The following is an 18,965-nucleotide window of genomic DNA, read 5'->3' on the forward strand; positions in this document are numbered from 1 at the left end:
CCTCGCCACAGGTTTTGTGAGTGACTTCACTTACAGGTTTCGGTGCACCATGAAAACCCTCGAACAAACCGTCCCGATCCCGTCGGACCTGCCCGTCTACCTGAAGCTCGCCATGGTCACCATGATCTGGGGCGGGACCTTCGTGGCCGGCCGGATCCTTGCCGATGCCCTGGCGCCGATGTTTGCCGCCAGCCTGCGGTTCCTGTTGGCGAGTCTCGCGCTGCTGGCGTTTCTCGCCCTGGCCGGGATCCCGCTGGCCAGGCCCACTGTGAAGCAGGGGCTGCAATTAGTGGCGCTGGGATTCTTCGGCATCTTTTTCTACAACCTGTGCTTCTTCTATGGGTTGCAGTACATCAATGCGTCGCGGGCTTCGCTGATCGTGGCCTTGAACCCGGCGGTGATCGGGCTGGCGTCCTGGTGGTTGTTCAAGGAGCGGCTGAGCCGCCTGAAAGTGGCGGGTATCGTGTTGTGCATCGGCGGGGCGGGGTTGGTGATTGTCAGTCGTGATCCGTCCTTGCTGCAAGGCGCGACGCAGGGCTGGATCGGCGACCTGTTGATTTTTGGCTGCGTGCTGGGCTGGGGCATCTATTCGCTGTTTTCGAAAAGGCTCAATGACAGCCTCGGCCCCTTGCAGACCGTGACCTGGTCGATTCTGCTGGGCACGCTGATGTTGTGGCTGACCTGCGCGGCGGCGGGCGAGGTTCGGCTCGATGCCCTGCGCGCGTTGGACATGGAGCAATGGCTGAGCCTGTTGTACCTCGGCGTGCTGGGCTCGGCCCTGGCCTATATCGCCTGGTATGACGGCATTCGCCGGATCGGCGCGACCCGCTCTGGCGTATTCATCGCGCTCAACCCGCTGACGGCGGTGCTGCTGGGGGCGCTGCTGCTGGACGAACGGCTCACGGCCTTGATGTGCGTCGGCGGGGGCGTGATCCTGGTGGGTATTTTCCTGTGCAACAAACCCCTTGCGCGCTCGAAGGAAAAGGCGATTTGATACAGAAGGCGGACAAATCCGGTTACGCTGTGTAGAATCGATTTACGCATATAAGAATAACGTCTTCTGGCAGCAGAAGCCTCGCCCGCAAGAGCCTTGGGTCGACAATGAAGATACTTGGGTTTCAACTGATCTACGGCGATTTCCTCGCCCGCAGCGTTCGTGGCATTTCCTGCGCGCCGCCCCGTGTCTCCAGCATTGCCTGCAACTAACGTTTTTTGTTAATTGACCAGAATGATGAGGCGCCGACATGGCAGATCTATACGAAAACCCCATGGGCCTGATGGGCTTCGAATTCATTGAATTCGCATCCCCGACCCCCAACACCCTGGAGCCGATCTTCGAGATCATGGGCTTCACCAAGGTGGCTACCCACCGCTCCAAGGATGTGCACCTGTATCGCCAGGGCGCGATCAACCTGATCCTCAACAATGAACCCCACAGCGTGGCCTCGTACTTTGCCGCCGAGCATGGCCCGTCGGTGTGCGGCATGGCGTTCCGGGTCAAGGATTCGCAACTGGCCTATAAGCGCGCCCTGGAGCTCGGCGCCCAGCCGATCCACATCGAGACCGGCCCGATGGAGCTGAACCTGCCTGCCATCAAGGGCATCGGCGGCGCACCGCTGTACCTGATCGACCGTTTTGGCGAAGGCAGCTCGATCTACGATATCGATTTCGTGTTCCTCGAAGGTGTGGATCGCAACCCGGTGGGCGCGGGTCTGAAAATCATCGATCACCTGACCCACAACGTTTATCGCGGGCGCATGGCCTACTGGGCCGGCTTCTACGAGAAGTTGTTCAACTTCCGCGAGATCCGTTACTTCGACATCAAGGGCGAATACACCGGCCTGACCTCCAAGGCCATGACCGCCCCGGATGGCATGATTCGCATCCCGTTGAACGAAGAGTCGTCCAAGGGCGCCGGGCAAATCGAAGAGTTCCTGATGCAGTTCAACGGTGAAGGCATCCAGCACGTGGCCTTCCTCACCGATGACTTGATCAAGACCTGGGACCACTTGAAAAGCATCGGCATGCGCTTCATGACCGCGCCGCCGGACACCTACTACGAAATGCTCGAAGGCCGTCTGCCGAACCACGGCGAACCGGTGGATGAACTGCAATCGCGGGGCATTTTGCTCGATGGTGCTTCCGAGCAGGGTGATAAGCGCCTGCTGCTGCAGATCTTCTCGGAAACTCTGATGGGGCCAGTGTTTTTCGAATTCATCCAGCGCAAGGGCGACGACGGCTTTGGCGAAGGCAACTTCAAGGCACTGTTCGAGTCCATCGAGCGCGACCAGGTGCGTCGGGGCGTGCTGGCGACCGAGTAACACCTGCCCCATGAAAAAGCCCGCCCGGCAGTGATGTCGGGCGGGCTTTTTATTGAACGACGCAGACCCCTGTGGGAGCGAGCTTGCTCGCGATAGCGGTGGGTCAGTTTGTATCGATACTGGCTGATCCGACGCCATCGCGAGCAAGCTCGCTCCCACAGGGGTTGACGTTGACCTTAAGCCCTGCGCCGTTGCCGCACCAGGTGCTTGAAGCCTTCGAACACCAACACCGCCACGGCCATCCAGATGGGGATGTAGGTCAGCCATTCAGCGGCCTTGATGCTTTCGCCCAACAACAGCGCAACGCCCAGCAGCAAGACCGGTTCGACGTAACTCAACAAGCCGAACAGGCTGAACGGCAGCAGCCGGCTGGCGACGATATAAGACACCAGCGCGCTGACGCTGATCACCCCGAGCAACGGGATCAGCAGCGACAGCCGCGGGTATTGATCGAATACGTGGAAACCCTGTTCACCGCTTTGCACGAACCACAGCGCCACGGGCAGCATCAGGGTCATGTCCAGCCAGAGCCCACCGAGGTTGTCGGTCTTGATGCGTTTGCGCAGGATGAAATAGATCGGGTAGCCGATCACCACCAGCAAGGTGGCCCAGGAAAAACCACCCACCTGGTACAACTCGTTGAACACGCCAAGGGTGGCGAAGAACACGGCGACTTTTCGCAGGTAGGACAGGCGCTCGCCATAGACGATGCGCCCGGTCAGGACCATCGACAGCGGCAACAGGAAGTACCCCAGCGACACGTCCAGGCTGTAGCCATTGAGCGGGGCCCACATGAACAGCCACAGCTGCGCGCCCATCAGGGCCGAAGAGACGATTGCCGCGATCAATAGCCGTGGCGTGGCGACCAGGCGGCGGATCAGCGCCGTGACCAGGTGCCACTCCCGTACCACCAACATGAACACGGTCATGCATGGCATCGTCAGCAGCATGCGCCAGCCGAAAATCTCCAGGCCGGTCAACGGTGAGAGCAGCGAGGTGTAGTAGTACATGACGGCGAACAGCGCAGAGGCTGAGACCGATAGAGCGATGCCTTTGGACACTGAGGCCTCTTATTTTAATGGGCAGAAACACCGTTGTGGTGAGAAGGGCAGTTGTGGCGAGGGAGCAAGCTCCCTCGCCTTGTTCTTATTCGATGAATGATTATGACGTACGCGGAACTCGCCCCGGCACGAAATGCCCCACGTCATTGAACCCCGGCGTCGACGCATGCCCCGGCGTCACCAGCGAATCGATGAAGGCTTCATCTTCCGCGCTGATCTTCACCGCCTGCGCCTTTATGTAGGAATCCCACTGTTCCTCGGTGCGCGGCCCGACGATGGCAGAAGTCACGGCGCTGTTGTTCAGCACCCAGGCGATGGCGAACTCGACGATGCCCACGCCTCGGCCCTGGGTGTATTGCAGGATCTGCTGGGCAATGCGCAGGGACTCGACCCGCCATTCGGTTTCCAGGATGCGTTTGTCCTGGCGGCCGGCACGGCTGTTGGCGTCCGGTGCCACATCCGGCGCGTACTTGCCGCTTAGCACGCCGCGGGCCAGCGGGCTGAATGGCACCACGCCGAGGCCATAGTTCTGCGCCGCGGTGATCTGCTCGGTTTCCGCCTGGCGGTTGACGATGTTGTACAGCGGTTGGCTGATCACCGGTCGGTCGATGCCCAGGCTGTCGGCGATCCGGATCACCTCGGCGATGCGCCAGCCACGGTAGTTCGACAGGCCCCAATAGCGGATCTTGCCCTGGCGAATCAAGTCGCCGATGGCCGACACGGTGATGTGCAGCGGGGTGTTGTGGTCTTCGCGATGCAGGTAATAGATGTCCAGGTAATCGGTGCCCAGGCGCGTCAGGCTGGCCTCGATGCCATTGAACAGGTGCTTGCGGCTCAGGCCGCTGCGGTTGGGCACGCCGTCCGGCGGGCCAAAGCCGACCTTGGTGGCCAGTACCCACTCGTGGCGGTGACGGGCGATCGCCTCGCCGACAATCTCTTCGGAGCGGCCGTTGGTATAGACGTCCGCGGTGTCGATGAAATTGATGCCCTGGTCCCAGGCCTTGTCGATGATCCGCAGCGAATCCTCGGTGCTGGTCTGTTCGCCGAACATCATCGTGCCCAGGGTCAACGTCGAGACTTGCAACCCGGAATGGCCTAGCGTGCGGTAGCTCATGACAAGATCCTTTTATCCATGAAGAAAGGCTCAATCAAACCCCAGAACCATTGCATGGATCAAACAGAATTCTCAAAACACCCCAATTCAACTGTGGGAGCAAGCGCTCCCACGGGGGAAAAAGAGCGTCAGGCCCGCAGGGTGCGGGCCATGCGCAGCGCCAGTAGGCTGCCACACACGATCACACCGGCGAGCAGGTACAACGCCGCGTCGGTCGAGCCGGTGGCGTCCTTGACCCAACCCACCAGGTACGGGCTGAGGAAGCCTGCCATTTGCCCCATGGAGTTAATCAACGCCAACCCGCCGGCCGCCGCGCCCGCGCTGAGCAGGGCGGAGGGCACCGGCCAGAACATCGGCAGGCCGGTGAGGGCACCCATGGTGGCAATGGACAGGCCGATGATGGCGATGGCCGGGGTGGTGGCGAAGTTGACGGCGATCAGCAGCCCGGTCGCGCCCATCAGCATCGGCACCACCAAGTGCCAGCGACGCTCCTTGTGCAAGTCCGCCGAGCGGCCCACCAGCAACATGAACACCGCTGCCAGCAGGTAAGGGATCGCACTCAGCCAGCCAATCACCAGGTTATCGCTGAAACCCAGGTTCTTGATGATCGACGGCAGCCAGAAGTTGATCGCATAAACGCCGCTCTGGATGCAGAAGTACACCAGGCCGAAGGCCCAGATCGCCGGGTTCTTGAACACCGCCAGCAACGAATCGGTGGCGTTTTTTGGCTTGTTGGCCAGGTCTTCGGCATGGTCGGCGGTGAGCACGGCGCGTTCCTCGGCGGTCAACCACTTGGCGTTGGCGAAGGTGTCGCTGAGCAGGAAGAACGCCAGAGCGCCGAGGATCACCGTCGGAATACCTTGCAGCAGGAACATCCACTGCCAACCCGCCAGGCCGCCCTGGCCCGCTGCGAAGTGGTTGAGGATCCACCCGGAAAACGGGCTGCCCAGCAGGCCGGACACCGGAATGGCCGACATGAACAAGGCCATGATCCGGCCGCGGCGGAACGTCGGGAACCATTGCGAGAGGTACAGCACCACGCCAGGAAAGAATCCGGCTTCGGCCGCACCCGTAAACAGCCGCAAGGTATAGAACTCGGTGGGCGTGGTGACGAACAGCAGGCAGGTCGACAGCGTGCCCCAGGTGATCATCATCAATGCGATCCAGCGCCGGGGGCCGAACCGGGTCAGGGCCAGGTTGCTCGGTACGCCACACAGCACGTAGCCGATGAAGAAAATTCCGGCGCCGAGGCCATACACAGTTTCACTGAATTTCAAGGCATCGAGCATCTGCAGCTTGGCGAAGCCAACGTTGACCCGGTCGAGGTAGTTGAACAGGTAGCAGATGAAGATGAACGGGATCAAACGCAGGGTGATGCGCTTGTAGACGGTATTTTTTTCGTCGGGGGTAGCCAGGAGGGCTGCTGCGCTCTGGGACATGGCGAGGTCTCTCTTTATTATGATTTTTGCGAGCCAGGGGGTAACGTTGACCGCCCCTTGAGTCTCGTCCAGCCCAAGGTCCCGTGTCTTTGTGCCTGGGCACAGGGTTTGGAGGCAGACCCTGTGCGACTGACCAAACCCATGTCTGAAACAACAATCCAAGCCGCTTGCAAGGAACACCGCCCATGTTCGAACTCGATCACGACCTGGCACAGGACATTGTCGACCGGGCGATGGCGATCCTGCCGTACAACGTCAATGTCATGGACAACCAGGGGCTGATCCTCGGCAGCGGCGAGCGCGAGCGGGTCAATACCCGCCACGAAGGCGCGCAACTGGTCCTGGCCAATGGCCGGGTGGTGGAAATCGATGAGCACACCGCGATGCACCTCAAGGGCGTGCAGCCGGGAATCAACTTGCCGCTGATGCTCGATCAACGGCTGATCGGCGTCCTGGGCATCACCGGCGAGCCTACGCAACTGCGTACCTATGCCGAACTGGTGCGCATGACCGCTGAAATGCTGGTGGGCCAGCGCAACCAGCAGGCCGAGCAGCAATGGCGTCGCCAGCGTTGCGATGACTTGTTGGCGTTGCTGCTGGGGGACGCCGGGGATTCGCCACGCTTGCTGGACGAAGCGCGGCAGATGGGCCTCAAGCCGCAACTCTCAAGGGTGCCGTATCTGTTCGAACTGGGCCTGGAGCACGGGCCCGGCCAGACCGTCGAGACGCTGAGCGCGTGGCTGATGTCCCGCTACCCGGACAGTTGGTGCCTGACGTCGTCCAAATCTTCCTTGCTCTGGTGCCGACCGGTGACCGCCTCGGTGGAGAACGAACGGCTGCTGGCCAAGCTCGACGGGTTGGGCTGGAGCATTCTGCGCGTGGCAGTGGGCGGCCAGGCCGAAGGGCTGGCGGGCCTGCGTCGTTGTTACCGGCGAGTCGGGGATCTACTGGCCTACGGGCGCGATGTGTTGCCGCAGTCGCGCCTGCTGGCGCTTGCCCGTTATCGCCTGCCGGTGATGCTCTGGCGTCATCGCAGCGACGACGCCCTGAATGAATTGCTGACCCCGCTACGCAAGGTCATCGCCAAGGACAGCAACGGCCAATTGCTCGCCACCTTGCGCAGTTGGTGCGAGCACGACGGCCAGAGCCAAGCCTGCGCCGACGCCCTGGGCATCCACCGCAACAGCCTGCGCTACCGCATGGAACGCATCGCCGAACTCAGCGGCGTGGATCCGTTGCGGCTGGATGGAATGCTGGCGTTGTATCTCGGTGTGCAACTGTTGCCGCAGACCGAAAGCACACCGCTATAACCCTGTGGGAGCGGCGGCACTACTTCTGTGGGAGCGAGCCTGCTCGCGATGAGGCCGGCAGCTTCAACCTGAATCCTCCTGGAAAACCGGTATTTGTGAAATTGAACAATAATGCCCGGTGTCTTTTGTGCGGCAGACCGGCGTCACGGCTGCGGTCAACTGGCAGCATGCTGTGCATCGGAACCGGAGAATAATATGAAAATAATCATCGCCCCCGACTCGTTCAAGGACAGCCTCAGTGCCCAGGGCGTCGCCGATGCCATTGCCCAGGGGTTGGCCCAGGTCTGGCCGGATGCCCAGTTGGTCAAGTGCCCGATGGCCGACGGCGGCGAGGGGACGGTGGAGTCGGTGCTGGCCGCCTGCAACGGCGAGTGGCGTCACACCCCGGTCCGCGGCCCCCTGGGCACTCCCGTCGAGGCCCGCTGGGGCTGGTTGGCCGACAGCCGCACCGCGATCATCGAGATGGCCGAGGCCAGTGGCTTGCAGCTCGTGCCGCCGGAGCAGCGCGATGCCTGTTCCAGCAGCACCTACGGCACCGGCGAGTTGATCCGTGCCGCTTTGGACGAAGGGGCCGGGCGGGTGATCCTGGCCATCGGCGGCAGTGCCACCAACGATGGCGGTGCTGGCGCGATGCAGGCCCTGGGCGTGGCCCTGCTGGATGAACACGAGCAACCCCTGGTGCCCGGTGGCCAAGCCCTGGCGCACCTTTCACGCATCGACCTGGGCGACCTGGACCCGCGCTTGGCCCAGGTCAGTTTCGAGATCGCCGCCGACGTCGATAACCCGCTGTGCGGACCCCATGGCGCTTCCGCGGTCTTCGGTCCGCAGAAGGGTGCTTCGGCCTCTCAAGTGCAAGCACTGGACCGGGCCCTGGGGCATTTCGCCGACCATTGTGCCCAGGCGTTGGGCCGGGATGTACGCGACGAACTGGGCAGCGGTGCCGCTGGCGGCCTGGGTTTCGCGGCCAAGGCATTCCTGCGGGCGCAGTTCCGGACCGGCGTGGACGTCGTCGCCCAGTTGACCGGGCTGGCCGATGCGGTCGAGGGCGCCGACCTGGTGATCACGGGCGAAGGCCGCTTCGACGCCCAAACCCTGCGCGGCAAGACCCCCTTCGGCGTGGCCCGCATCGCCCGCCAGCACGGCGTACCGGTGGTGGTCATTGCCGGCACACTGGGGGAGGGTTACCAGGCGCTGTACGAACATGGTGTCGACGCCGCCTTTGCCCTGGCCAACGGGCCGATGACCTTGCAGCAAGCCTGCCTCGACGCCCCGCGCCTGCTGAGCGAACGAGCCCAGGACATCGCCCGGCTGTGGCGGGTGGCGCGCCGATAAAGCCGGTCGCGCATTCACCTGTGGCGAGGGAGCAAGCTCTTTCGCCACAAAGTCTCGTGAAATATTTTTTTACATCTCCCTGTAAAAAGCCTGGAGCCTGGCCGATAACGACCTCAGGCGTACCCACAATTATTCCAACCCGTACGCTGGCGGCATGGATGCTCGACCCCATCACAGCGAGTCTCCCCATGTCTCTACGCAGCTTGAATATTGCTCCCCGGGCTTTTCTGGGCTTCGCCGTCATCGCGTTGCTCGTCGTTATCCTCGGCGTATTCGCCGCCAGTCGCATGTCAGTCATCCGCCAGGCTTCGCTGGACATGGAGCAGACCCAGGTGCCCAGCGTCGGCTACCTGGCCAATGTGCTGGAAAGCGTGTTGCGCATGCGCATTCTTTCGTTCCGGATCCTGGTCAACCGCGACCCGGCCAGTCTGGCAGAGGCCGACGGCCGCATTGGTGTGCTGGTGGAAAAACTGAACAAAGCCAATAGCGGCTACGCTGCGTTGCCGGCTTCGCCGCAAGAGGCTGAGCTGTACAAAGTCTTTTCGGCGACCCTCGACAAATATCTGCAAGCCCAGAAAGAAATGCTCGAGTTGTCGCGCCAGAACAAGACTGACGAACTGCGTACCCACATCAATACGCGGATCAAGGAAGGCACCGACCTGATGGGCGAGCAGCTCAATAAGCTCATTGCCCTCAATGTGGCCAGTGCCGGTGAGGCATCGGCCCTGGCCGGCGAGCATTACAACAGCGCCATCACCGGCATCATCGTCGTCTCGCTCATTGCCGCGCTGGCCACGGTCGTGTTGGCCTTGCTGCTGACCCGCAGCATCGTCGCGCCACTCAACCGGGCATTGGAGGCAGCCCGGATCATTGCCAGCGGCAATCTGGTCCAGGTCATCGCGGTTGACGGCAAGGATGAACCCGGTCGCTTGCTCCAGGCCTTGGCCGCGATGCAAGGCAGCCTGCGCCAGACCATCGAGCAGATCGCCGGCTCCGCCAGCCAATTGGGAGCGGCGGCCGAAGAACTGAGCGCGGTCACCCAGGAATCCTCCCGCGGCCTGCAACAGCAGCACAATGAAATCGAACAGGCCGCCACTGCCGTCAACGAGATGACCGCCGCCGTGGAGGAAGTGGCCCGCAACGCCGTGTCCACCTCCGAAGCGTCGAACCAGTCGACCCAGGCCGCCCAGGAAGGTCGTAGCCGGGTGGTGGAAACCGTCGATGCGATCCAGACCATGACCCATGACGTGCAAGCCACCGCCACCATGGTCGAGGGCCTGGCCGTCCAGGGGCGCGACATTGGCAAGGTGCTGGATGTGATCCGTGCCATCGCCGAACAGACCAACCTGCTGGCGCTCAACGCCGCCATCGAAGCGGCCCGTGCGGGGGAGGCCGGACGCGGTTTCGCCGTGGTCGCCGATGAAGTCCGGGCCCTGGCCCATCGCACTGCGCAATCGACCCAGGAAATCGAGAAAATGGTCGCCGGCATCCAGAACGGCACCGGCGAGGCGGTGCAATCGATGCAGCAGAGCAACCAACGCACCCAGAGCACCCTGGAACTGGCCCGTGCCGCCGGCGTTGCGCTGGAACAGATCACCCAGTCGATCCATCAGATCAACGAACGTAACCTGGTCATCGCCAGTGCCTCGGAAGAACAGGCCCAGGTGTCCCGAGAGGTGGACCGTAACCTGGTGAACATTCGTGACCTGGCGACGCAGTCGGCCTCGGGCGCGCAACAGACGAGCGACGCGACCCACGAACTGTCGCGCCTGGCGGTGGGTTTGAATGCGATGGTGGCGCGGTTTGTGATTTGAGATAGGGTTGAGGCTGGACACCGCATAAACCAGGAGCCGTACATGCGCTATTCAGCCTTGACCCAACGCATCACTGGCGAGGGGGCTGCCGCGTGGCAGATCCACGACCGGGCACTGGCCATGCGTGAGCAGGGTAGAGACGTGTTGTTGCTGTCGGTGGGCGATCCGGATTTCGACACGCCGCAGGCCATCGTCGACGCCGCCGTGGACAGCCTGCGGGCCGGGGACACTCACTATTGCGACGTGCGCGGCCTCCACGGTCTGCGCGCCAGCATCGCGGCCCGTCATCGTCGGCGTAGTGGCCAGCCGGTCGGGGCTGAGCACGTCACGGTACTGCCGGGCGCGCAATGCGCGGTGTATTCGGTCGCGCAATGCCTGCTCGACCCTGGCGACGAAGTCATCGTGGCCGAGCCCATGTATGTTACCTATGAAGCCGTGTTCGGCGCCTGCGGAGCGAAGGTGATACCGGTGGCGCTACGCCCGGAGAATGCGTTCCGGGTCGAACAGGCCGATGTCGCCCGCCTGATCACCCCAAAGACTCGAGCCCTGCTGCTCAACAGCCCCAACAACCCCTCTGGCGCGAGCCTGCGATTGCCCACCTGGCAGGCGTTGGCGCAACTGTGCATCGAGCATGACTTGTGGCTGATCAGTGACGAGGTCTACAGCGACCTGCTGTACGAAGGCGAGCACATCAGCCCGGCCAGCCTGGCGGGCATGGCTGAACGCACCGCGACCATCAACAGCCTGTCCAAATCCCACGCCATGACCGGTTGGCGCATCGGCTGGGTCATCGGCCCCGAACCCTTGGCCGAACACCTGGCGAACCTGTCGTTGTGCATGCTGTTCGGCCTGCCGGAATTCGTGCAGCGGGCAGCCCAGGTGGCGCTGGAGGAAGAGCTGCCTGAAGTGGCGTCCATGCAAGACGAGTATCGCCAGCGCCGGGACCTGGTGTGCGCCATGCTGGATGATTGCCCTGAGCTTACCCCGCTGCGGCCCGACGGTGGCATGTTCGTAATGGTGGACGTGCGCCGGACGGGACTCGGTGCCCAGGCGTTTGCCGAGCGGCTGTTGGACGGGTATGGCGTGTCGGTGCTGGCGGGGGAGGCGTTCGGACCCAGTGCGGCGGGGCATATACGGATCGGGTTGGTGCTTGGGCTCGCGCAACTCGAAGATGCCTGCCGACGGATTATCCGGTGTGCAGCGGACTCACTGGAGCCGCGGCCGCGAGGATGATTGCCCCGACGAACGGACCTCAGACCTGTCAGATCTGACAGTAGGCGCATCCGGGATATCCACGTCTAATTCTTCCAGACCCTTTGAAGGTTCGGTCTGGAGGATGGCGTATGGCCTGGTCAGATGAAAACAGCAAGAGCGGGGGAATCCTGGCGGCGCCTTTGATCGTCGAGGGCGTCGGCACGAGTGGTGTGCTCCCGCCCGAGGCCTCCGTGGTGGGCGCCAGACTGTTGATTCCGATGTGGACAAACCCTTCGATTGAACCTGGCAAGAGCGATCTGCTGGATATTTGGGTGCTCCAGCCTGGCGACCTGGATGAAGTGCATTTCTACAGCACGGCGTTTCCTGTGCCCGTACAGCCGCCTCCCGTTATTACCTTGCCGGCGCAATACCTTCAGCGCGATGGAGAGATTCGCTTGAAGTATCGGGTTACTGCCGGAGACACCGGCAACCCGGATACATCGATCCCTCAAGTGTTCATTGTCAATCGTTCGCCGCCGGTGAATCTTGAAGAGCCGACGTTTCCCAACGCCACGTTATGGGGCTATCTCAATTGCGATAGCCAGCCAAAGTTATGGGAACGGGTAGTGGTCCATGTACCCGCACAACCGGGACGCTTCGAGACGGGCGACAACTGTGCGCTGGATTGGGAGGGATTCAATAGCCTGAATGGTACAGCGCCGATCGCGGATACGGCGTTGCGACTGACCAAGTCATTAACGCAAGAAGAAGCTTCGTCTGCGCAGGGATTCGATTTTGTATTGGGGAGCGATAAATATGAAAAATATATAAAGCCGATGGAAAGAAATGCGTCGGCCACGGCCAGTTACACACTTTATCGAAATGGGGTCGGGTTAGGGAAGTCCGCTCTGGGATTGGTAAAGATTGATCGAATTGTTCCAGGGCAAAGTGTTCCCTGTGGTCCAGGTGGTGTATCAGGGCTGGGTTCGTCCGCTGAGAATGATTAAGCATTATTGAGTGGGAAAAGTTACAAGGCATCAATGCCAGGAGCCTGTGACCTGCCATCGTGCGGTCCTTCATCGGGTCATGACGTTGATTGTCCAATGATTAACTCATCGATGGAGTTTACTAAAATGAATACACAGGTAAAGTCGGGTGAAGTGCTTGCGGAAGAGCCGGTCGTGGTCGATCTGTTGCCAGATAATCGGCTCACTTATAAACAGCTCAAGGAAGATCGGAATATCAAAGTGCGGTTGACGGGTATCGATAGTACAGATCCCGACAGTGGCGCAAAGGTGGAGCTCTATATCCTCCCGGAAGGTGAGGACGTCGTTGAGGGTGACTACACATATTTGGTCGCTACGAAAGAAAAAAGCCAGCAGCCCGGCGGGGACTGGTCATTTCCGGTAGAGTTTGATTTGGACACCAGTGGCTTGGGTTTGGAAGATGTCCATGATTTGGCGGGTGAATACAATCCTTATAATTTTGCATTTGTTATCTATGATGCTTTTGACAACGTCGATACATCGGCTTATACCCCCGTTCTGGTTGATTTGACGGCGCCCTACCAGCGTCAACCCGGCACGGGCAATGGCACGGGCGTGAGGCCATACCGATTAACCCTGGACGCTACAGTCCCTTCCATTGTTGACGACGCCTGGCTGAGCGATCCCGCCAATGCGGGAGGATTGAGCCTGACTATTCCCCACGCCTATCAAAAGTTCGAAGCTGATAATGACAAGGTCAACTTTTATATCTCGACCCAGACGACTTTTTCCCTGATGCAAGGAGAGCCCCCCGCCTTTACAGGAGCGGTGCCGGCCACGGGTATTATCAATATTCCGCTGGCTTTTCTGCGGGCGCTGGACGAAGGGACCTATTATTACTCCTATAATCTCACTGACCTGCCGGGGAATATCAGCAATAACGCCAACATCACGCTGCTGTTTCAACGAGTGAAAACAGCGGCCCCGGTTCTCCATCCTCCAAAGATTCCGGTGACCAATGGAGGTCAATTGCCCATCAACTTCTCGTTGGTGACGGAGCCTCCCACTACCCGGGTCATTATGGAAATCGATATCCCGGACAATGCACTTCCGGGTGACCGTATCATCCCCTACCTCTTCTCGACAGAAGACGGACCCATAGCCTTGCCGGAAGATAGCGTTCCGCCTGTCGGCACCCCTGGACCGTTGAGGTTCGAATTGGACTATTCAACATTGGCAACGTTGTTTGGAGATGCCAACAAGGAGGATGAGACCGAGCTGGAGTACTGGTATGAACTGGAGCGCTCCACTATTTCACCCAATCCGGTTTCGGAGCGCAGGTTCGCTGTCATTGACTTTTCCTATGCCGGACCTGAACAACCTAATCTGCCCGATCCGGAAAACCCTAACATTGCTCCCGTGGTGGTACAGGGTGCAGGCACTCCGGTACCTGCTCCAAACACCCTGGGGCCGAACCAGGCAGGTTTGCCGGCGACTATGAGCTGGCCGTTGTGGAACGACCCCAATCGACCCGTGACCGGGCGTGAAATCGTCAAATTCTACTATCAGGGTAAACAGGTGGGTGCTCCCGTACCGGTGCGGCAGGGCGCCACGACAGTCACCACCGAGCTGCCTTGGTTAACCATCCTGACGGAAGGGAATGGCTCGGCAGCGGGCGGGGACGCCAGGGAGGCTTACATCACCATCGAGTATCCTGGCGGGAACCTGATGAAACAGCAGGTCACCACCAAGGTCGACGTGACGGCCATCGTGATCGACTTGCCTGCGCCACAAATTGTGATCTCGTCGTTCAGAAGCCCAACAGGAACGACGGTGCCGGAACGAATCGCCACCCTCATCAACTGCCCTAGCCTCAATCATCCGCAGGTTGCCGATGGCCCCATGCCCCCCTATGCGCCGCGCTACCTGCGTATCCGGATCCGGCGTGATGCCAACATCCCCAACGGCGCCACGGTCGATCTGGAGTTCGAAGGGCGCGTGACCAATACGCCGGGTGGTGCTGCGATCCCTAACACGCTCATTACGGAGTCGGCACCGATGCCTGCGACGGGGGATCTGGAGTTCAGGCTGACGGATTACGCAAAAATCCGTGAAATCCAATTGCCGAAGAACGGTACACAACGGCCACCTGTTCGGTACGCGCGTATTGCCTATACGGTCAATGGTATCGAATCGGAAACTATCGCTACGGTACAGCTGCTGAACTCCAGTCTGGTTTATTGCGACGAGGAACGCCCTGAAACGCCATGATTTGATCTTCATAATATAAAGTTAAGGGCGATGATATGAGTCGTCCTTAACTATTGAAGTAGCTTTCGTTGTTCAGCTGCAGAGCTATTGCAGAAAAAAAGGAAAAGTCCTACGCATTTACGGATGTGTCCTACATAAGACTGGATGGGTAAACCTTAGTCTGGCGGCCGCTTTTTATTCCGGCTCCGACATATTTGTGGGTCGGAGATCCGTTCCTTATGGAATGTCATCGAGCAGGACTTACTTATGTTGTCTAGACCCGCATTTCTCTTTCATAAAACCTCACTCAGCCTGTCGGTCATGTTGTGCATACCGTTGCTGACTCACTCATTATCGGCTCAGGCCGGCGTCGTTCCCGGTGGGCAAAGCGAAACCATTGACGCCAATACCCCAGTGGAAACATGGAGCGTTGGAGCCGGAGCGACACTGATTGGCACGGACGCCACGACCTTAGGCATCACCAGCACCAACGGCGGCGTGGTCAACCTGACCGACTCGACGGTGAATTCCGCCGGAGGAGGCGGAATCAGCCAAGGCATTTTCCTCACGAATGCCAGTGCCACCTTGAATAACTCCAATGTGACCAGTACCACGGGCATCGGGATATCTGCCGTGCGTGACGTCAACAGTGCTGGCGGCTCCAAGGTGACGTTGAGTAATAACAGCGTCGTGAGAGGACTGTTGGGTGGAATCGCCGGGAACCGCTTTAGTGAGCTGTCTTTGCAGAACTCCACCGTGGAAGGCACGGGCGCCAACAGTTTCGGCATGCGCCTGCTCGAAAGCACGCTGACGGCCAGCGGCAGCACGATCAAGGGTGGTCTGAACGGGATAACCGTGGGCACCGATACGGGCGCAACAACGGTCATTCCTACCTCCATTGTGCTGGATGGGACCCGGGTGGAGGGCGTCACCGGTTCGGCCATTGTCGTGGGTATCAATGCTCCGAATTTTCCAACCGTGGCCAACATTGAAGTACGTAACGGTTCAACCCTGGTTGGCGGTAACGGTACCTTGCTTGAGGTACGCAACGGTGCTACGGCTGGTTTGCTTGTCGACAACAGTCAACTGACGGGCAATATCGTGGTAGATGCAGGCGGTTCTGGCAACGTCACCCTGCAAAACGCGGCCTCCTTGACCGGAGATATGCGGAATGTCACCAACGTGACACTCAACAATCAGGCCCGTATGACCGGCAATGTACTGGGCGCCTCCAGTGTGGTGATCAACAACGCATCCACGCTCACGGGTAACTTGCAGGATGTTGCCAACGTATCGATCGACAACCGGAGCGTGATGGTCGGTGATGTGACAGGCGCTGCCAACAGCGTTTCCAGCCTGACATTGGACAACGGTGCCAGCTTGACCGGTAAGGTGAACGACGTATCCAATTTCGCCATCAGCAACCAGGCCCTGTGGCAGATGACCGAGAGCCAGTCGGTAAGCAATCTCACGCTAAACAGTGGTGGTACGGTACGGTTGGGGGGCAACCAGGAATACTTCCAGTTGGACGTGGCCAATCTGGCAGGCAACGGCCGGTTCGAGATCGGTACCGATTTCAATCAGGGTATCAGCGATCTTCTGAATATCACCGGCAGCGCAACCGGCAATCATCAACTGTTGGTCGCCAGCTCGGGGCTCGATCCGGTCAATGATGCGTCGATCAAGGTGGTCCAGAGCGTCGCATCCGGCGCGCAATACGACCTTGTCAATGATCGGGTGGATGTCGGGGCGTATACCTATCGCCTGGTCAAGAATGGCGATGATTGGTATCTGCAACCCGATAAGGATGTCATCAGTACACCGACCCGTTCGGTTATGGCCATATTCGGTACTGCACCTACTGTCATTTACGGCGAGATGGCGCTGCTGAACAACCGAATGGGCGACCTTCGTGTCAATGGTGGGCAAACAGGCGGATGGATTCGTTCCTTCGGCAGCCGATACAGCATTACCAACAAGGCTTACGGCAACGGCTACAGCCAGAACCAGCATGGCATTTCCATGGGTGTCGATACCCCGGTCGAGATCGCGGGGGAACGGGTACTGTTGGGGGCCTTCGCCGGTTACAGCAAGTCGAACCTTGACTTGAGCCGCGGCAGTTCCGGGGAAATCGATAGCACGTCTATTGGTATGTACGGCACTTGGATGGGTGACAGCGGTTACTATTTGGATACCGTGGCCAAGCTCAACCACTTCCGCAACGATGCCAAAGTGACGATGAGTGATGGAACCAGGACCAAGGGTGGTTATAACAACCTGGGTGCCAGTGCGTCCGTCGAATTAGGTAAGCACATCGAGATCAGGGATGGCTACTACGTGGAGCCGTTTACGCAATGGCAAGTAGCGACGGTACAGGGTAAGGATTTCAACCTCGATAATGGGTTGAAGGCTGACGCCGACACGACGCGCTCCATGCTTGGCAAGGTGGGTGTGACCCTAGGGCGGGGCATGACTCTGGACGATGGCAGCGTATTGCAACCGCATATCCGTACGGCGGTGGTTCAGGAGTTCGCCAAGCACAACGAAGTTCAAGTCAACAATAACAAGTTCAACAACGACCTTTCCGGTACCCGCTTCGAGGTGGCTGCGGGAGCCTCTTGGACATTGAATGATCGTTGGCAGGTTCACGCTGAACTCGACACCAGCAAAGGCGACAATCTGACCAAGGACTTCGGTTTCAATTTCGGGGCGCATTACGCGTTCTGAACAAAATAAAAGGGAAGCTTTGGCTTCCCTTTTTATACCGCCAGAGCGGATTATTTGGCCTTGAGCACTTGGAACTGGCCCTTCAGGATGAAGGTTTCTCCATTGGTATCCGGAAGCTCGAGATTGACGTTGAATTTCCCTTTGATATTCCCCTCCGGCGCCGGTACCAGGTCAATCGTACCTGAAACACCTTCATAGATAGTCTTGTCGGAGTCTCTGAGGCTAAAGCTCACATCATCGCGTGTTTTCAGCTCATAGCTGCCGGGTTCATAATCGGCCGGAATGCTGATAATGAGTTCACGTTTGGATGTAATCGATGCCCTTGTCTGTTTTTCTTCCCGATCAACTGCCGTAATCACTACGGTTTCTGTTTGTTTGACTCCCGCTTTTTTCTTTTCAATCAGTCGCGAAGTGGCAGCAAACTCAGGGAACTCCTTGTCATGGTTTGAGAAGGCTGACGCAGTGACATAATTGCCTTTGGCAAAACTCAATTGGTTGATGACAGCATTCATGGATTCGATCTCCGTGCTGGAATTGAGATACCCAGCGACTCTGTGAGCCGTGATTCTGGATGAACCATGAAAGCCCGTAGGCCAGAGCTTGTAAACTGTCACCTATAACAGTTTACAAGCTGCTGTTTTTGTGGATTTGCCTCACCGCATGACGCCGCATCGCGCGTTCTTCCAAGTGTGCACGTTGCCGACATCAGACACCCCAGGGCATTGGCCTGATTGCGGTCGACTTCCGCATCAGCGTGGCATGGCGGCAACATCGTCGGCGGTCTGGCGGTCTGGCGGTCTGGCGGTCTGGCGGTCTGGCGGTCTGGCGTGCGGCGGCGCGGGCGTTGTCGTAGTCCTGGGCGCTGATGGCATTGTCCTCGATCAACCGGACGTAGCGCTGCGCCTGCAAGCGCGTCTGGAACGCGTTGGCCTCGGCCTTGCGCAACGCCGCCTCGCGCTGTCCAGGTCGGCCTTGAACGGCGCCGGATCGATGCGGAACAGCACGTCGCCCTTTTTCACGTCGCGGCCTTCGCGGTAGAGCCGTTGCAAACACCACGCCGGGCACCCGTGCGCGGACTTCGGCGATGCGTGGCGGCGGCGAGGCCTTGTCGCAGGCGCTCAACGACAGTACCCCGAGCAACAGGCCCAGGGTGGCGAAAGAGTTCTTTGGCGTGGTGCTTCCCCAATGATGAACCTCGCCATGCTACGGAGAGCGGTTGGGGACAGCGGTAAAGCTTTGTAGGGCGTGTGTGAAATTGTGTAAGGGGTTTGCTCGCGGGTGGGTGAGGACGTATATCCTTGGCAGCTTGAGATTTTTTCTGCGCCTGTTACACGGCCATCGCGAGCAAGCTCGCTCCCACAGTGGTTTTGTGTCGTTCCCAAGACCCTTGTGGGAGCGAGCTTGCTCGCGATAGCGG

At 59.7% G+C, this 18,965-nt stretch carries 12 protein-coding genes and 3 pseudogenes; 10 read left to right on the top strand and 5 right to left on the bottom strand.

All coding sequences use genetic code 11. The annotated features are described in order from the left end of the window. Positions 1-49: 49 nt before the first annotated feature. Together BT125_RS25395 and hppD are read left to right on the top strand one after the other, a co-directional pair. Positions 50-994, top strand: coding sequence for a DMT family transporter (locus BT125_RS25395; protein ID WP_072411538.1), 945 nt, complete (start codon positions 50-52; stop codon positions 992-994). Positions 995-1,244: 250 nt separating this feature from the next. Then, positions 1,245-2,321 (top strand): 4-hydroxyphenylpyruvate dioxygenase, encoded by a 1,077-nt coding sequence (hppD, locus tag BT125_RS25400; RefSeq protein WP_072411540.1) that lies wholly within the window; start codon positions 1,245-1,247, stop codon positions 2,319-2,321. 176 nt (positions 2,322-2,497) lie between these two features. Here the strand turns inward: hppD and rarD are convergent, their stop codons facing one another. From rarD to BT125_RS25415, 3 genes are all read right to left on the bottom strand, one after another. Beyond that, positions 2,498-3,382 carry an EamA family transporter RarD gene (gene rarD, locus BT125_RS25405; protein WP_072411543.1) on the bottom strand — a complete coding sequence of 295 codons (885 nt, stop codon included), beginning with the start codon at positions 3,380-3,382 and terminating at the stop codon, positions 2,498-2,500. 100 nt (positions 3,383-3,482) lie between these two features. Beyond that, positions 3,483-4,496 (bottom strand): aldo/keto reductase, encoded by a 1,014-nt coding sequence (locus BT125_RS25410; RefSeq protein WP_072411545.1) that lies wholly within the window; start codon positions 4,494-4,496, stop codon positions 3,483-3,485. Positions 4,497-4,624: 128 nt separating this feature from the next. Beyond that, a complete protein-coding gene (locus tag BT125_RS25415) occupies positions 4,625-5,935 on the bottom strand; it encodes an MFS transporter (RefSeq protein ID WP_072411547.1) in 1,311 nt (436 codons plus the stop codon). A 185-nt stretch (positions 5,936-6,120) separates the two neighbouring features. On the opposite strand from BT125_RS25415, the gene BT125_RS25420 reads away from it, so the two are divergent. The 8 genes and pseudogenes from BT125_RS25420 (at position 6,121) to BT125_RS25445 (ending at position 17,548) form a co-directional block, all read left to right on the top strand. Continuing rightward, positions 6,121-7,245, top strand: a complete 1,125-nt coding sequence (locus BT125_RS25420; protein ID WP_072411549.1) for a sugar diacid recognition domain-containing protein — start codon at positions 6,121-6,123, stop codon at positions 7,243-7,245. Positions 7,246-7,440: 195 nt separating this feature from the next. Then, complete coding sequence (locus tag BT125_RS25425; protein WP_072411551.1) at positions 7,441-8,577, top strand: glycerate kinase; 1,137 nt, start codon at positions 7,441-7,443, stop codon at positions 8,575-8,577. 188 nt (positions 8,578-8,765) lie between these two features. Further along, positions 8,766-9,488, top strand: a pseudogene (locus BT125_RS30120) (MCP four helix bundle domain-containing protein); the annotation flags it as partial. Between the two features lie 303 nt (positions 9,489-9,791). After that, positions 9,792-10,391, top strand: a pseudogene (locus BT125_RS30125) (methyl-accepting chemotaxis protein); the annotation flags it as partial. A 42-nt stretch (positions 10,392-10,433) separates the two neighbouring features. Next, complete coding sequence (locus BT125_RS25435) at positions 10,434-11,624, top strand: pyridoxal phosphate-dependent aminotransferase (RefSeq protein WP_072411555.1); 1,191 nt, start codon at positions 10,434-10,436, stop codon at positions 11,622-11,624. Positions 11,625-11,734: 110 nt separating this feature from the next. Further along, positions 11,735-12,592 (top strand): hypothetical protein, encoded by an 858-nt coding sequence (locus BT125_RS29795; RefSeq protein WP_256573833.1) that lies wholly within the window; start codon positions 11,735-11,737, stop codon positions 12,590-12,592. A 126-nt stretch (positions 12,593-12,718) separates the two neighbouring features. After that, positions 12,719-14,842 carry a hypothetical protein gene (locus tag BT125_RS25440; protein ID WP_256573834.1) on the top strand — a complete coding sequence of 708 codons (2,124 nt, stop codon included), beginning with the start codon at positions 12,719-12,721 and terminating at the stop codon, positions 14,840-14,842. Between the two features lie 246 nt (positions 14,843-15,088). After that, positions 15,089-17,548, top strand: coding sequence for an autotransporter outer membrane beta-barrel domain-containing protein (locus BT125_RS25445; RefSeq protein WP_072411557.1), 2,460 nt, complete (start codon positions 15,089-15,091; stop codon positions 17,546-17,548). A 50-nt stretch (positions 17,549-17,598) separates the two neighbouring features. On the opposite strand, the gene BT125_RS25450 is transcribed toward BT125_RS25445, so the two are convergent. After that, positions 17,599-18,060 carry a hypothetical protein gene (locus BT125_RS25450; RefSeq protein WP_072411559.1) on the bottom strand — a complete coding sequence of 154 codons (462 nt, stop codon included), beginning with the start codon at positions 18,058-18,060 and terminating at the stop codon, positions 17,599-17,601. A gap of 304 nt (positions 18,061-18,364) precedes the next feature. Beyond that, positions 18,365-18,697 (bottom strand): annotated as a pseudogene (locus BT125_RS28405) (efflux RND transporter periplasmic adaptor subunit); the annotation flags it as partial. Between the last annotated feature and the right edge of the window lie 268 nt (positions 18,698-18,965).

Source organism: Pseudomonas sp. NFACC04-2 (assembly GCF_900119265.1).
Taxonomy (GTDB): Bacteria; Pseudomonadota; Gammaproteobacteria; order Pseudomonadales; family Pseudomonadaceae; genus Aquipseudomonas; species Aquipseudomonas fluorescens_AA.

Excerpts from the sequence above, each read along its gene's own strand:
- BT125_RS25435 (WP_072411555.1), top strand. The coding sequence starts at position 10,434 with ATGCGCTATTCAGCCTTGACCCAACGCATCACTGGCGAGGGGGCTGCC.
- BT125_RS25420 (WP_072411549.1), top strand. The coding sequence starts at position 6,121 with ATGTTCGAACTCGATCACGACCTGGCACAGGACATTGTCGACCGGGCG.
- BT125_RS29795 (WP_256573833.1), top strand. The coding sequence starts at position 11,735 with ATGGCCTGGTCAGATGAAAACAGCAAGAGCGGGGGAATCCTGGCGGCG.
- BT125_RS25410 (WP_072411545.1), bottom strand. The coding sequence starts at position 4,496 with ATGAGCTACCGCACGCTAGGCCATTCCGGGTTGCAAGTCTCGACGTTG.
- BT125_RS25450 (WP_072411559.1), bottom strand. The coding sequence starts at position 18,060 with ATGAATGCTGTCATCAACCAATTGAGTTTTGCCAAAGGCAATTATGTC.
- BT125_RS25395 (WP_072411538.1), top strand. The coding sequence starts at position 50 with ATGAAAACCCTCGAACAAACCGTCCCGATCCCGTCGGACCTGCCCGTC.
- BT125_RS25440 (WP_256573834.1), top strand. The coding sequence starts at position 12,719 with ATGAATACACAGGTAAAGTCGGGTGAAGTGCTTGCGGAAGAGCCGGTC.
- BT125_RS25415 (WP_072411547.1), bottom strand. The coding sequence starts at position 5,935 with ATGTCCCAGAGCGCAGCAGCCCTCCTGGCTACCCCCGACGAAAAAAAT.
- hppD (WP_072411540.1), top strand. The coding sequence starts at position 1,245 with ATGGCAGATCTATACGAAAACCCCATGGGCCTGATGGGCTTCGAATTC.
- BT125_RS25445 (WP_072411557.1), top strand. The coding sequence starts at position 15,089 with ATGTTGTCTAGACCCGCATTTCTCTTTCATAAAACCTCACTCAGCCTG.
- BT125_RS25425 (WP_072411551.1), top strand. The coding sequence starts at position 7,441 with ATGAAAATAATCATCGCCCCCGACTCGTTCAAGGACAGCCTCAGTGCC.